This is a genomic window from Bradyrhizobium sp. 45 (assembly GCF_023073155.1).
Taxonomy (GTDB): Bacteria; Pseudomonadota; Alphaproteobacteria; order Rhizobiales; family Xanthobacteraceae; genus Bradyrhizobium; species Bradyrhizobium canariense_D.
This window is the reverse complement of record NZ_JADPIX010000006.1, coordinates 143,922-157,082: the sequence shown is the minus strand read 5'-3', so window position 1 is coordinate 157,082 and position 13,161 is coordinate 143,922. Positions and strand designations below refer to the sequence as shown.

Sequence of the window (13,161 nt, the reverse complement as noted above, 5' to 3'; positions counted from 1 at the left end):
TCCTCGGGCTGCCTCGCGCGACAAAGCGGCCGGCTGGCCACCATCGAACGGCCTCAATGTGAACCAATCAGAGTGCCCATGAAGCTGATCCGCCCCCTCGCCGCGCTCGCCCTCCTCGTCGCCTCTACGCTTCCGGCTCTGGCCGCCGACGCCGTTTTCCCACCCGGCTTGCGCCTCGGCATGGTGCCATTGGTCGGCCTCAGCACGGCCAAGACCTTTCCCGGCTTCGAGAGCGAGGACGGCAACGTCAAGGTGCTGATCACGGAGCTGCCGGCGGCCGCCTATGGCGAGGTCGTGAGCGCCTTCAACTCCAACCCGGCCGGCACCAACGGCGTCAAGCAGGACAAGATCGAGACGCCCGCGGGCGTGGCCTATTTCACCACGGAGAGCGGCAAGGCGGGCGAGACGCCAGTGCGGCGCTATTCGATGATCGTGCCGGGCGCCGGCTTCTCCGGCTACGTCGCGGTGCAGATTCCGGAGAATGCGATCAAGATCTACACCGACGAGGCGGTGCGGCAGATGTTCGCGAGCGTCGTCACCCGGAAGCAGGTCTCGGCCGAAGAGCAGATCGCACTGATGCCGTTCAAGATCACCGATCTCGCCGACTTCAAGGACGTCCGCACGCTGGCGCCGGGCTCGAGTATCATCCTGGCCGACGGCGACGAGAGCTCCGGCTATGAATCGAAGCCGTTTATCATCCTCGGCGTGATTGGCGCCACACCGCAAGCCGCCGACGACCGCGCCCGCTTCGCCCAAGAGGCGGCGCTCCAGATTCCCGGCGTGCGCGAGTCGCGCGTCACCATGTCCGAGCCGATCCGCATCAGCGGCCAGCAGGGTTTCGAGACCCGGATCGACGGCGTCAGCGGCAAGGACAAGACGCCGGTGACCGTGGTGCAGTGGATCCGCTTCAGCAGCGGCGGCGCCTCGCTGCGCATCATCGCCAGCGCCCCGCGCGAGCAATGGCCGGCCGCCTTCACCCGCTTCCGCGCGGTCCGCGACGGCATCCAGCCGAAGGGCTAGCAGCATCCGCAAGCGGGAGAGGTGCACCGAACCCGCGGCTCAAGCCCAACCACTCACCAAAGCCGGCTGCATTTTCGGGCTTCTGTTCGTATACGAACGGAACTAGGCTCCCCCTCCGTTGAGTTCATCCTGGAGGGAGGCGAATGATGCTGGATCGGCGACAAGTCTTGGCGGCGCTCGGGACGAGCGCGCTCGTGGCGCTCGCGCCAACCGCAGTTCTGGCAGCGGCATCGATCAAGCCGGACGATGCATCCGCGCTGCTCGTGATCGACGTGCAGAATTGCTTCCTGCCCGGCGGCAGCCTCGCCGTGAAGGAAGGCGAGCAGGTGGTGCCCGTCATCAACAAGATCTCGAAAGCATTTTCGAACGTGGTGATGACGCAGGACTGGCACACGCAAGGCCATATTTCCTTCGCGTCAGTCCACGCCGGCAAGAAGCCGTTCGAGACCGTCGATCTTCCCTACGGCAAGCAGGTGCTGTGGCCCGACCATTGCGTGCAGGGCACCGACGGCGCCGCGCTGTCGAAAGACCTTGCGATCCCGCACGCCGAGCTCATCATCCGCAAGGGTTTTCACAAGGACGTCGACAGCTATTCGGCCTTCCTCGAAGCCGACGGCAAGACCTCGACCGGTCTCGCCGGCTATCTGAAGGCGCGCAAGATCAAGCGCGTCTTCGTCGCGGGGCTGGCGACGGATTTCTGCGTCGCCTGGACCGCGCTCGACGCGCGCAAGGCGGGCTTCGAGGTCTATGTGGTGGAAGACGCCTGCCGCGGCATCGACAATCAGGGTTCGCTGGCAAAAGCCTGGGCCGACATGGCAAAGGCCGGCGTGAAGCGGATTCAGTCCGCGGATATCGCGGCGAGCGCGTAGGCCCGGTCAAAAAACTGCAAGACCCTCAGCCTGAGGAGCGCGCTTCTTCGCGCGCGTCTCGAAGGATGAAGGCCGCGATGCAGCAGCGCGGCCTGCATGGTTCGAGACGGCGCTGACGCGCCTCCTCGCCATGAGGATCGACTTAGTTGGCCGCGCCGTTCGGCTCGTTGCTGTTGGCAGCGGGCGCAGCCTTGGCGCCGCCCTTGGCGACACCGACCAAGGCGGGACGCAGCACGCGCTCGCCGATGGTGTAGCCGGCCTGCATGACCTGCACGACCGTGCCTGCGGGCACCGACGCATCGGGCACCTCGAACATCGCCTGCTGGAAGTTCGGGTCGAACTTCTGGCCCGAGGGGTCGAACTTCTTCACGCCGTGTTTTTCCAGCGCGCTGAGCAGCGAGCGCTCAGTCAGCTCGACGCCCTCGATCAGCGAGGCGAGGCCTGCATCGGCCGCCGCACGGGCTTCGGCCGGAACGGCATCGAGCGCGCGCTGCAGGTTGTCGGCGATGTCGAGCACGTCGCGGGCAAAGCCGGTGATGCCGTAGAGGCGGGCATCCGCGACCTCCTTGGTGGTCCGCTTGCGCAAATTCTCCATTTCGGCCAGCGTCCGCAGCATGCGGTCGCGCGCCTCGGCGACTTCCTTCTGCAGAAGCTCGACGGAGCCGGGCTCGGGATCGTCGGGCATGATGTAGGGTTTTGACACCACGGGCTCGCCGGCCGCAGCACTCGTGTCTTCGGGTTGCCGGTCTCGATCGGTCATCGGCTCTCTTTTCGCATTCGTCTCAGGGGGTTTCTGGCCCGGATATCGTGCTTCGGGCGGCGAAAATCAAGCGCCCGTGATCGGCCCGGCCGCCGGTCAGCCCCCCAAGAGCCGGCTGACGATGCGGGCAGCGTAGTCCACGGTGGGGATCACGCGGGCATAATTCAGCCGCGTCGGCCCGATCACGCCCAAAACGCCGACGATATGGCCGGCGGCGTCCCGATAGGGCGAGATGATGGTGGACGAACCCGACAGCGAGAACAGCTTGTTCTCACTGCCGATGAAGATCCGCACGCCTTCCGCGGTTTCGGCCCGGCCGAGCAGGTCGATCACGCCGCGCTTGGTCTCGAGATCGTCGAACAGCAGGCGAACGCGCTCGAGATCCTCCAGCGCATGCAAATCCTCGAGCAGATTGGCGTGGCCGCGGACGATGAGCTGACGATCCTCGTTCTCGCCGCCGGACCAGCTGGCGATGCCGGCCGAGATCACCTTGTGCGTCAGCTGATCGAGCTCGGTGCGCGCCTCTCCGAGCGCGGTCTCGAGCTCCAGCCGCGCCTCGGCCAGGGTCCGGCCCCGAATGCGGGCATTGAGGAAGTTGCCGGCTTCGGTCAACGCCGAGGATGGAACTCCCGGCGGCAGCGTCAACACGCGATTTTCGACCTGCCCGTCCTCGCCGACCAGGATCACCAATGCCTTTTCCGGTTCCAAGCGGACGAATTCGATATGTTTCAGCCGCGCATTGGATTTCGGCGTCAGCACGACGGCGGCGGCGCGGGTCAGGCCGGAGAGCCGCGTCAATGCCTCCTCGAGCGCAGCCTCCACCGATTGCGCGTGGCCGACGGAGGTCAACTGGCTCTGGATCGCCTGCCGTTCACTGTCATTGAGGTCGCCGACCTGCATCAGGGCATCGACGAAGAACCGCAGGCCAAGTTCCGTCGGCAATCGGCCGGCGGAGGTGTGCGGGGCGTAGATTAGGCCAAGCTGTTCCAGATCGGCCATGACGTTGCGGACCGAGGCCGGCGAAAGCGGCATGGCAATCAGGCGCGAAATATTGCGCGAGCCCACCGGCTCCCCGGTCGCGAGATAGCTTTCGACGATTTGACGAAAGATGTCGCGGGAACGCTCGTTGAGCTGGGCGAGGCCCGCGCGCGGCGCGATCAGATGGATCGGATCGTGATGGGCCACAGACGGTAACTCCTCTAAGACACAGGTAATTTGTCTATCCCGGATGCTTCTGACAAGCGTGGCGTTGGCGGATTGGAAATCGGGGGTGAAGAAGGCCTCGATCTTCCCCCTTGCCGCCCACCCTCACCCCCCCTACAAGCACCGCCAACAGCACTTTTTTGAGAGTTTTGGAGGATTTCCCATGCGGCCAAGCCGCCGTGCGCCCGACGAATTGCGCCCCGTGACGCTGGAGCGCGGCGTGGTCAAATATGCGGAAGGCTCGTGCCTGGTGAAATTCGGCGACACCCACGTGCTGGTCACCGCCACGCTGGAAGACCGCCTGCCGCCATGGCTGAAGGGCCAGGGCCGCGGCTGGGTCACCGCCGAATACGGCATGCTGCCGCGCGCGACCTCGGAACGCACCCGCCGCGAGGCCTCCGCCGGAAAGCAGAGCGGCCGCACCGTCGAAATCCAGCGCCTGATCGGCCGCTCGCTTCGCACCATCATCAATCTCGAAGCGCTCGGTGAGCGCCAGATCACGGTCGATTGCGACGTGCTCCAGGCCGACGGCGGCACCCGCACCGCCTCGATCACCGGTGCCTGGGTCGCGCTCGCCGATTGCGTCAGCTGGATGAAGGCGCGCAACATGGTCAAGGCCAATGTGTTGCGCGACAACGTCGCCGCGATCTCCTGCGGCATCTACAAGGGCACGCCCGTGCTCGACCTCGACTATGCCGAGGACTCCGAAGCCGACACCGACGCCAATTTCGTCATGACCGGCGATGGCCGCATCATCGAGGTCCAGGGCACCGCGGAACGCGAGCCATTCACGGAAGCCGAGTTCCTGGCGTTGATGGCGCTGGCGCGCAAGGGCGTCGCGCGTCTCGTGGACTTGCAGAAACTGGCGGTAGCGTAGTCAATAGCCCGATGCACCGCCGAATCACCGGAAAGCTGGTTATCGCGACCCATAATCCCGGCAAGCTCGCCGAGATGAAGGAGCTACTCGCGCCTTACGGCATCGAAGCAGTGTCGGCCGGCGAGCTCGGCCTTCCCGAGCCGGAAGAAACCGGAAACGATTTCCGCAGCAATGCCGCGATCAAGGCGATCGCGGCGGCGCAGGCAACGAAGCTGCCGTCTTTCGCCGATGATTCCGGCATCGTGGTCGACGCGCTCGACGGCGCGCCCGGCATCTACTCGGCGCGCTGGGCCGGCCCGAACAAGGATTTTGCCGCAGCGATGGCGCAGATCGAGCGTCTGTTGCAGGAGCGCGGCGCGACCACGCCGGCCAAACGCAAGGCGCACTTCGTTTCCGCGCTCTGCGTTGCATGGCCCGACGATCATCTCGAAGAGGTCGAGGGGCGCGTCGACGGCACGCTGGTGTGGCCGCCGCGCGGCACCGCCGGCTTCGGCTACGACCCGATGTTTTTGCCCGACGGCCATAGCCGCACCTTCGGCGAGATGGAGAGCATCGAGAAGCACGGCCTGCCGCCGCTCGGTCTCGGCCTGTCGCATCGTGCCCGCGCCTTCGTGAAACTGGCGGAGATCTGCCTTGAGCCGCGCTAAGGAAGCCTTCGGCGTCTACGTGCACTGGCCGTTCTGCCTGTCGAAGTGCCCCTATTGCGACTTCAACAGCCACGTTCGCCACGCCCCGATCGACGAGCCGCGGTTTGCGTCAGCATTCGCGCGCGAAATCGCTGCGACCGCCGAGCGCGCGCCCGGACGCGAAGTCACCTCGATCTTTCTCGGCGGCGGTACGCCCTCGCTCATGCAGCCTGCAACCGTCGGCGCTGTGCTCGACGCCATCGGCAAGCACTGGACCGTGGCGAAAGACGTCGAAGTCACGCTGGAGGCAAACCCGACCAGCGTCGAGGCTACGCGCTTCGCCGGCTATCGCGCCGCCGGCGTCAACCGCGTCTCGCTCGGCGTGCAGGCGCTCGACGATGCCTCGCTAAAAGCGCTCGGCCGCATGCACAGCGCGCGCGAGGCCCTCGATGCCGTCGCTATCGCGCGCCGCTCGTTCGATCGCTATTCGTTCGACCTGATCTACGCCCGTCCCGACCAGACGCCGGCGATGTGGGCCGATGAATTGCGTCTCGCGATCGGCGAGGCGGCCGAGCATCTGTCGCTCTATCAATTGACGATCGAAGAAGGCACGCCGTTCTTCGGCCTACATCAAGCCGGCAAGCTGAAGACGCCGGATGAAGCGGTCGCACGCGCGCTCTACGACGTCACGCAGGAGACCTGCGACAGGCTCGGCCTGCCCGCCTACGAGATTTCAAATCACGCGCGGCGCGGCGCCGAGTGCCGGCACAATCTGGTCTACTGGCGCGGCGAAGAATATGCCGGCATCGGCCCCGGCGCCCATGGCCGCCTCGACATCGACGGTATCAGGCACGCGACCGCCACCGAGAAGCGCCCCGAAGCCTGGCTGATGCGGGTCGAGACCAACGGCCACGGCGTCGTCACCGACGATCTCCTCAACAGCGAAGAGCGCGCCGACGAATTCCTGCTTATGGGATTGCGCCTCGCCGAGGGCATCGACCCCGAGCGTTACAAAGCGCTCTCCGGCCGCTCACTCGATCCCAAGCGCATCACGCTGCTGAGCGAAGAAGGTGCAATCACGGTGGATGCAACGGGACGGCTGCGCGTGACGAGCAGCGGTTTTCCGGTGCTGGACGCGGTGGTCGCGGATCTCGCGGCGTAAAGTCTCTCCATCGTCGTCCTGGCGAAAGCCAGGACGACGTCGAGGAAACAGCTACGCCCCAAAGCTCTTCGGCGAGCCCGCGACCGCAACGCCGCCGCCGGTCGTGACCTTCATCACCGCCAAGCCCCGCTCATTGGTGCCGTCGGCGCGAAAGCGGAACAGGCCGTCGATGCCGGCAAAGCCGGAGGGATTGGTGAGCACGTCCGACGAAAAGCGCGTCGTGCCCTGCGTACGCGCCAGCGCGGCCACCAGGGCGACCGCATCATAGGCAAGCGTGGCGGTGCGCACGGGCTCGGCGCCATATTTGGTGCGATAGCGGCCGGAGAAGGCGCGGAAGCCGGCCGGGTCCGGCGCGGCGTAGAGGCCGCCTTGCAAGTTGGAGCTGGCATAGACGCGCGGACTGTCCCACAGGCCGGTGCCGAGCAGCTGGATATTGCGCAGATTCGCACCCGCCGCGCTCATCGCATCGGCGACCGAGACGACGGCGTCGCCATCATCGGCGATGAACAGCGCATCGGCGCTGCCGAGCTGCTGCGCCACGGTCCGGGCCGGCGTGGCGCGATCGGCGCCGTATTTCTCGAACGCGACGATGCGCCCTCCGCGGCGCGGCACCGCCGCCTTCACCGCGGCCTCGACCACATTGCCATAGGCATTGTCGGGCACGAGCACGGCGACGGAGCGCTTCCCGATGCTGGCGGAATATTCGACGATGCGGTTGACGTCGGACTCCGGCAGGAAGCTCAGCAGATAGACACCGCGGCCGGCGATGCTGGAATCGGTCGAGAACGCCATCACCGGGATGCCGCGCGTGCGCGCGATCTGCGCCACCGCAGGCACCGACTGCGCGAATAGCGGCCCCAGGATGATCTCGGCGCCCTCATCGACCGCCTGCTGCGCACTGGCCTGCGCGCCCTGCGGGCTACCATTGTCGTCCTTGATCAGGAGCTGGATGTTGGGATTCTGGAACTCGGCCAGCGCCATCTCGGCGGCGTTGCGCATCGACTGCGCGGCAAGGCCGGCATTGCCAGATGCCGACAGCGGCAGGATCACGGCAACCTTCACCCCGCCGGTGCCGGCGGTCGTCGCCTGTTGCGGCGGGCCGGCCGGCTGGGCCGGAGGCGGGGAGGAACTGCTGAACGGATTGGAGAACTGGCTCAGGCTCTGCTGCACGCCGGCGCAGGCCGACAGCAGCGGCGCGCCGAGCAACAGACCGAGCGCGCTTCGCCGCGTCGCCCCTGACATCAGGGGCCCCTGAACGGGAGACTCCTCCGAAAAGGAGGATCTGGGATCACGTGGGCCCGTCATGACAGTTTCTCTTCCGACCGACCGTCGCCAGCCGGTCACGACATTCTTTCCACGACACCGGCCATGGATTCAGGCATATTGTCGGCAAATAGTTAACTCAAACAAAAGGATAATGCCCGCTTAACGCGGCTTCCTTTCAAGTTCTGGCTAGCTGTCCGCCGTCCGTCACCCAGCATCAAGGCGGCGTTTCCGCCGCGAATATGGCGCTGACGCTTCATTCCCTGGGGAATGTGATGCCGAATGGATCACATTCCAGTCCTGCCTCGCCCCTTGCCTCGCCCAGGCACGATCTTTTTCCGGGGACCGGTTCCCAGCCCCGGGGATCATACCTAAGTTCGTCTGATTATGCGCGCAAAGCCGTCCCCGACAAACACACCTGAGACGACGGAGGCCGCCTCGCGCGGTTTCTCCGTCGACGCCCATCGGCTTGTCGCGCCGAAGGCCGCGCCTGGCCTGCACCTGGTGGCGACCCCCATCGGCAATCTCGGTGACATCACGCTGCGGGCGCTGCAGACCCTCGCCGGGGTCGACGTCATCGCCTGCGAGGACACCCGCATCACGCGGCGTCTGACCGAGCGCTACAACATCTCTGCGCAGCTCAAGCAGTATCACGAGCACAACGCTGAAGCGGCCCGTCCGAAGATCCTGGAGCGGCTTTCGCAGGGCGGCTCGATCGCGCTGGTGTCGGATGCCGGCACGCCGTTGATCTCGGACCCCGGCTACAAGCTGGTGCGCGAGGTCTGCGCCGCCGGCCACGCGGTCTACGCGCTGCCCGGCCCGTCCTCGGTGCTGGCGGCGCTATCGGTCGCAGCGCTGCCGACCGACCGCTTCTTCTTCGAAGGCTTTCTGCCTTCGAAATCCGCCGCGCGAAAGTCGCGCGTGGCCGAGCTTGCGCGCATCGATGCGACGCTGGTGATGTTCGATTCCGGCAACCGCGTGCAGGACACGCTCGCCGAGCTCGCCGAGATCATGGGGACCCGGGAAGCCGCGATTTGCCGCGAGCTGACCAAACTGCACGAGCAGATTTCGCGCGCGACGCTGCGTGAGCTGGCGCGCGATGCCGACACGCTGGAGACGCGCGGCGAATTCGTGCTGGTGATCGCTCCGCCTGCGGCGGATGCCGAGATGCTGACATCGGATGCGCTCGACGACGTCCTGCGTGAGCAGCTTGCCGCGAACAGCGTCAAGGATGCGGTGGCGCATGCGGTCGCCCTCTCGGGCCGGCCGCGCCGCGAGGTCTATGCCCGCGCGCTTGAGCTTGCCAAAGATCTGCGGGGCGGCGATGGCGAAGACTGACGTCCCGTCGGAACCGAAAATCGCCTCGCCCGAGCGCGTCGCCGCGTTCCACACCGGCATCTCTGCGGAAAGCCGCGCTGCGGCTTATCTCATGGCCAAGGGCTACCGCATCCTCGCCAAACGTTACCGCACGCCGCATGGCGAGATCGACATCGTGGCGCGCCGCCGCAATTTGATCGCCTTCGTCGAGGTCAAGGCGCGCGCGACGCTGGACGACGCCGCCTTCGCCGTGACGCCGCGCCAGCAGCAGCGCATCATCGATGCCGCGCAAGGCTGGCTCGTCGCGCATCCCGAGCATGCGGAATTTGAAATGCGATTCGATGCCATGCTGATTGCGCCGAAACGACTTCCACGCCATGTGTTGGCGGCATTCGACGCCTCGACCTGAAAGGCAGACCATGAAACTGAACGTCGCCGTCCAGATGGACCCCATCGCCCGCATCAACATCAAGGGCGATTCCACCTTTGCGCTGCTCCTGGAGGCGCAGAAGCGCGGCCACGGCCTGTCCTATTACACGCCCGACAAGCTCTCGATGGTCGGCGAGGAAATCGTCGCTCCGGTTCAGCTGCTCACCGTGCGCGACGAGCCCGGCAATCATTTCACCCTGGGCGAACCCAGGCGCGAGGCGCTCAACAGCTTCGACGTGGTGTTGCTGCGCCAGGATCCGCCGTTCGACCTCGCCTACATCACCTCGACGCACCTTCTCGAACGCATCCATCCGAAGACACTCGTCGTCAATGACCCCGCATCGGTGCGCAACGCGCCGGAAAAGCTGTTCGTGATGAACTTCCCGCAGCTGATGCCGCCGACGCTGATCTCGCGCGATCTCGACGAGATCAACGCCTTTCGCGACAGGCATGGCGCCGTCGTCATGAAGCCGCTGCACGGCCATGGCGGCGCTGCGGTGTTCCGCGTGATGCCGCAGGACATGAATTTCGGCTCGCTGTTCGACATGTTCTCGGTGACATTCAAGGAAGCCTGGGTGATCCAGCAGTTCATCCCCGAGGTGAAGCACGGCGACAAGCGCATCATCCTGATCAACGGCGAGTTCGCGGGCGCGGTGAATCGTGTCCCGGCCGCCGACGACCTCCGCTCCAACATGGTGCGCGGCGGCGCTGCGCAGGAGACCGAGCTCACGCCGCGCGAGCGCGAGATCTGCGCTACCGTCGGCCCGGCGCTGCGCGAGCGCGGGCTGTTGTTCGTCGGCATCGACGTCATCAACGGCAACCTCACCGAGATCAACGTGACCTCGCCGACCGGCATCCGCGCCATCGCGCGGCTCGGCGGACCGGACGTTGCCGCAAAGCTCTGGGACGTGATCGAGCAAAAGCGCGCGAAGTAGCCGCCGGCCCGTAGCCCGGATGGAGCGCAGCGAAATCCGGGATGCCACATCATGTTCAGCGGCCCCGGATTGCGCTTCGCTCCATCCAGGCTACGTAATGCATGCGCGGCATCACCCCACACACCACTAACCACCCATTCACCATGACGCCGCGCGCATCATTCGAACGCAGTGGCCGCACTGCGTGAAACTACGGGGCCGGTGGCCGACCGGCTAACGCGACGTTCACCATCTGCCGAAAGACCACAGCGCGGCCGTCGATCACATTCGGCCTCGCAACACCGCTTATACTTTTGCTGCCTACTCATCGATGTCGGGGAGCCCGCCAGGTGCGGTTCGAGTGCCCCGCGTAGAGTAGAAGCGTATGAACACCGCACGCATTGTCGTTCTCGTCATCGCACTGGGCGCCGGCGGCGTCGCTGCGTATCTGGCGAGCGGCTATGACAACAAGCCCGCGCCCGTTCTCCCCGTCGCCGAGAAGCTGCCGACGGTCGAGGTCCTGGTCGCCAAGAACGACATCCAGCTCGGTCAAGCCGTGAAGCCCGAGGACCTGCAATGGCAGCTCTGGCCGGCGGCGACCGCGAGCAGCGCCTTCATCCGCCGCGACAACAGGCCCGAGGCGCAGATCCAGATTGCAGGCTCGATCGCACGCGTGCCGTTGATGCAGGGCGAGCCAATCCGCGAGCAGAAGCTGGTCAGGGCCGACGGCTCCGGCTTCATGGCCGCGATCCTGCCGTCGGGCATGCGCGCCGTCTCCACCGAGATTTCAGCCGAGACTGCCGCCGGCGGCTTCATCCTGCCGAATGACCGCGTCGACATCATGCTGACCCGCCGCCTGAAGAATCCTGACGGGGCCGCCGGTAACGACCTCATCCTATCCGAAGCGATCCTGACCAATATCCGCGTGCTCGCGATCGACCAGGCGCCGAAGGAAAAGGACGGCCAGAACGCCGTCGTCGGCAGGACCGTCACGCTCGAGCTTAAACCCGACCAGGTCGCCGCGCTATCGGCAGCGCGCCAGGGCGGCACGCTGACACTCGCGCTGCGCAGCATCGTCGATGCCAACTCGGTCGACAGCACGCCCGAGGACCAGGCGAGCAAGCGGTCCGGCGGGGTCAACGTGATCCGCTACGGCGTACAGGCGCGGCAACTGACGTCACAGAAGTGATGGGGACATGATGAACTACGGGGATGATCGGACGGGCATGCGCATTCGGGGGAATCGCGCGCGCTCGTTCTGGACGGGGACGATGCTGACCCTGGGGCTCCTCGCAGCCCCCGATGTCGTCAGCGCCGCAGATGCGCCGGTCGGCGACCAGGCGCCGATGCAGGCAGCCGATCTCGATGTTTCGCCGGTCGGGACGATCGCGCCGGCGAAGACGCGCTTCCTGTCGCTCGGCGTCGGCAAGTCCGCCGTCATCGACCTGCCGCGCGACGTCAAGGACGTGCTGGTCGCCGATCCCAAGATCGCCAATGCCGTGATCCGCTCGGCCCAACGCGCCTATATCATCGGCGGACAGGTCGGCCAGACCAACGTCGTGTTCTTCGCCGCAGACGGCCAGCAGGTCGCCGCCTACGATATCGCGGTGAAGCGCGATCTCAACGGCATGCGCACGGCGCTGCGCCAGTCGCTGCCGGGCGTGCAGATCGAAGGCGTCGGCGACAGCGTGATGCTGACAGGCTCGGTATCGAGCCCGGTCGAGGCCCAGCAGGCCGGCGACGTCGCCGCGAAACTGGTCGGCGGCTCCGACAAGGTGGTCAATAACATCATCGTGCGCGGCCGCGACCAGGTGATGCTCAAGGTCGTCGTCGGCGAAGTGCGCCGCGATATCGTCAAGCAGTTGGGCGTCGATCTCAGCGCCAGTCTGAACGCCGGCACCGCGGTGGTGAACTTCAACAATTCCAACCCGTTCTCGGTCAGCGGCGGACCGATCGTCAGCAACAACGGATTAGGTGTCGCCGGTCTCACCAAAGGCTTCGCGACCGTCAGCGCCACGATGCGCGCGATGGAAAGTGCCGGTGTCATGCGCACGCTCGCCGAGCCGAGCCTGACCGCGATCTCCGGCGAATCCGCCACCTTCATCGCCGGCGGCGAATTCCCCATTCCCTCGGGCTATGCCTGCGATCCCGTCACCCACGTTTGCACCACCCAGATCACCTACAAGAAGTTCGGCATCTCCCTGAACTTCACCCCGGTCGTGCTGAGCGAGGGACGGATCAGCCTGCGGGTGATGACCGAGGTGTCCGAGCTGTCGAACCAAAGCGCCATCACGGTGACCCAGGCGCTGTCGTCGAGCTCGACCAACTCGATCACCATCCCCTCGATCCAGACCCGCCGCGCCGAAACGACGCTGGAAATTCCCTCGGGCGGCTCGATGGCCATGGCCGGCCTGATCCAGCAGCAGACCAAACAGGCGATCAACGGCCTGCCCGGCGTCGACCAGGTGCCGATCATCGGCGCGCTGTTCCGCAGCCAGGACTTCGTCAACAACGAAACCGAGCTGATGGTGATCGTGACGCCCTATGTGGTGCGCGCGGTGGCTCAGAAGGAGCTGTCCCGCCCCGACGACGGCTTCGCCCCGGCGTCTGACGCCCAGACGGCGCTGCTCGGTCGCATGAACCGCCTCTATGGCGTCGCGCGCCGCGTCGATCCGATCGCGGGCACGCCCGGCGATTTCGGCTTCATCATCGACTGACGAC

General features: G+C 66.0%; 13 protein-coding genes. 10 read left to right on the top strand and 3 right to left on the bottom strand.

Going from position 1 to position 13,161, the window contains the following annotated elements; genetic code table 11:
- Positions 1–78 precede the first annotated feature (78 nt).
- On the top strand, positions 79–1,020 hold the full coding sequence (locus IVB42_RS01290) for a hypothetical protein (RefSeq protein WP_247469625.1): 942 nt from the start codon (positions 79–81) through the stop codon (positions 1,018–1,020).
- Positions 1,021–1,166: 146 nt separating this feature from the next.
- On the top strand, positions 1,167–1,889 hold the full coding sequence (gene pncA, locus IVB42_RS01285; RefSeq protein ID WP_247390188.1) for a bifunctional nicotinamidase/pyrazinamidase: 723 nt from the start codon (positions 1,167–1,169) through the stop codon (positions 1,887–1,889).
- 142 nt (positions 1,890–2,031) lie between these two features.
- On the opposite strand, the gene grpE is transcribed toward pncA, so the two are convergent.
- Together grpE and hrcA are read right to left on the bottom strand one after the other, a co-directional pair.
- Positions 2,032–2,649 carry a nucleotide exchange factor GrpE gene (gene grpE, locus IVB42_RS01280; RefSeq protein ID WP_085349936.1) on the bottom strand — a complete coding sequence of 206 codons (618 nt, stop codon included), beginning with the start codon at positions 2,647–2,649 and terminating at the stop codon, positions 2,032–2,034.
- A gap of 96 nt (positions 2,650–2,745) precedes the next feature.
- On the bottom strand, positions 2,746–3,834 hold the full coding sequence (hrcA, locus tag IVB42_RS01275) for a heat-inducible transcriptional repressor HrcA (protein ID WP_007598483.1): 1,089 nt from the start codon (positions 3,832–3,834) through the stop codon (positions 2,746–2,748).
- A 181-nt stretch (positions 3,835–4,015) separates the two neighbouring features.
- On the opposite strand from hrcA, the gene rph reads away from it, so the two are divergent.
- From rph to hemW, 3 genes are read left to right on the top strand one after another with little or no spacing between them, the layout of a single operon-like run.
- Positions 4,016–4,729 carry a ribonuclease PH gene (gene rph, locus IVB42_RS01270; RefSeq protein ID WP_007598482.1) on the top strand — a complete coding sequence of 238 codons (714 nt, stop codon included), beginning with the start codon at positions 4,016–4,018 and terminating at the stop codon, positions 4,727–4,729.
- An 11-nt stretch (positions 4,730–4,740) separates the two neighbouring features.
- Positions 4,741–5,376 carry an RdgB/HAM1 family non-canonical purine NTP pyrophosphatase gene (rdgB, locus tag IVB42_RS01265; RefSeq protein ID WP_018459609.1) on the top strand — a complete coding sequence of 212 codons (636 nt, stop codon included), beginning with the start codon at positions 4,741–4,743 and terminating at the stop codon, positions 5,374–5,376.
- Positions 5,363–6,517: a radical SAM family heme chaperone HemW gene (hemW, locus tag IVB42_RS01260; RefSeq protein WP_018459610.1), complete on the top strand. Its 1,155-nt coding sequence runs from the start codon at positions 5,363–5,365 to the stop codon at positions 6,515–6,517. Before rdgB ends, hemW begins: the two co-directional genes overlap by 14 nt.
- Before the next feature lie 51 nt (positions 6,518–6,568).
- Here hemW and IVB42_RS01255 read toward each other — a convergent pair whose 3' ends face one another.
- Positions 6,569–7,759 carry a penicillin-binding protein activator gene (locus tag IVB42_RS01255; protein WP_018459611.1) on the bottom strand — a complete coding sequence of 397 codons (1,191 nt, stop codon included), beginning with the start codon at positions 7,757–7,759 and terminating at the stop codon, positions 6,569–6,571.
- A 408-nt stretch (positions 7,760–8,167) separates the two neighbouring features.
- Between IVB42_RS01255 and rsmI the strand changes: the two genes are divergently transcribed.
- From rsmI to IVB42_RS01230, 5 genes are all read left to right on the top strand, one after another.
- Positions 8,168–9,118, top strand: a complete 951-nt coding sequence (gene rsmI, locus IVB42_RS01250; protein ID WP_247295830.1) for a 16S rRNA (cytidine(1402)-2'-O)-methyltransferase — start codon at positions 8,168–8,170, stop codon at positions 9,116–9,118.
- Positions 9,105–9,506 carry a YraN family protein gene (locus IVB42_RS01245; protein WP_018459613.1) on the top strand — a complete coding sequence of 134 codons (402 nt, stop codon included), beginning with the start codon at positions 9,105–9,107 and terminating at the stop codon, positions 9,504–9,506. The genes rsmI and IVB42_RS01245 overlap by 14 nt, the downstream gene beginning before the upstream one ends.
- 10 nt (positions 9,507–9,516) lie before the next feature.
- Positions 9,517–10,461 (top strand): glutathione synthase, encoded by a 945-nt coding sequence (gene gshB, locus IVB42_RS01240; protein WP_018459614.1) that lies wholly within the window; start codon positions 9,517–9,519, stop codon positions 10,459–10,461.
- 364 nt (positions 10,462–10,825) lie between these two features.
- Entirely contained in the window at positions 10,826–11,629 is an 804-nt protein-coding gene (cpaB, locus tag IVB42_RS01235) for a Flp pilus assembly protein CpaB (RefSeq protein WP_018459615.1), read from the top strand.
- 10 nt (positions 11,630–11,639) lie between these two features.
- A complete protein-coding gene (locus IVB42_RS01230) occupies positions 11,640–13,157 on the top strand; it encodes a type II and III secretion system protein family protein (RefSeq protein WP_026233853.1) in 1,518 nt (505 codons plus the stop codon).
- Positions 13,158–13,161 lie beyond the last annotated feature (4 nt).

Coding starts and splice junctions, on each gene's coding strand:
- IVB42_RS01290 (WP_247469625.1), top strand. CDS start 79: ATGAAGCTGATCCGCCCCCTCGCCGCGCTCGCCCTCCTCGTCGCCTCT.
- pncA (WP_247390188.1), top strand. CDS start 1,167: ATGCTGGATCGGCGACAAGTCTTGGCGGCGCTCGGGACGAGCGCGCTC.
- grpE (WP_085349936.1), bottom strand. CDS start 2,649: ATGACCGATCGAGACCGGCAACCCGAAGACACGAGTGCTGCGGCCGGC.
- rph (WP_007598482.1), top strand. CDS start 4,016: ATGCGGCCAAGCCGCCGTGCGCCCGACGAATTGCGCCCCGTGACGCTG.
- rdgB (WP_018459609.1), top strand. CDS start 4,741: ATGCACCGCCGAATCACCGGAAAGCTGGTTATCGCGACCCATAATCCC.
- IVB42_RS01255 (WP_018459611.1), bottom strand. CDS start 7,759: ATGTCAGGGGCGACGCGGCGAAGCGCGCTCGGTCTGTTGCTCGGCGCG.
- rsmI (WP_247295830.1), top strand. CDS start 8,168: ATGCGCGCAAAGCCGTCCCCGACAAACACACCTGAGACGACGGAGGCC.
- IVB42_RS01245 (WP_018459613.1), top strand. CDS start 9,105: ATGGCGAAGACTGACGTCCCGTCGGAACCGAAAATCGCCTCGCCCGAG.
- gshB (WP_018459614.1), top strand. CDS start 9,517: ATGAAACTGAACGTCGCCGTCCAGATGGACCCCATCGCCCGCATCAAC.
- cpaB (WP_018459615.1), top strand. CDS start 10,826: ATGAACACCGCACGCATTGTCGTTCTCGTCATCGCACTGGGCGCCGGC.
- IVB42_RS01230 (WP_026233853.1), top strand. CDS start 11,640: ATGAACTACGGGGATGATCGGACGGGCATGCGCATTCGGGGGAATCGC.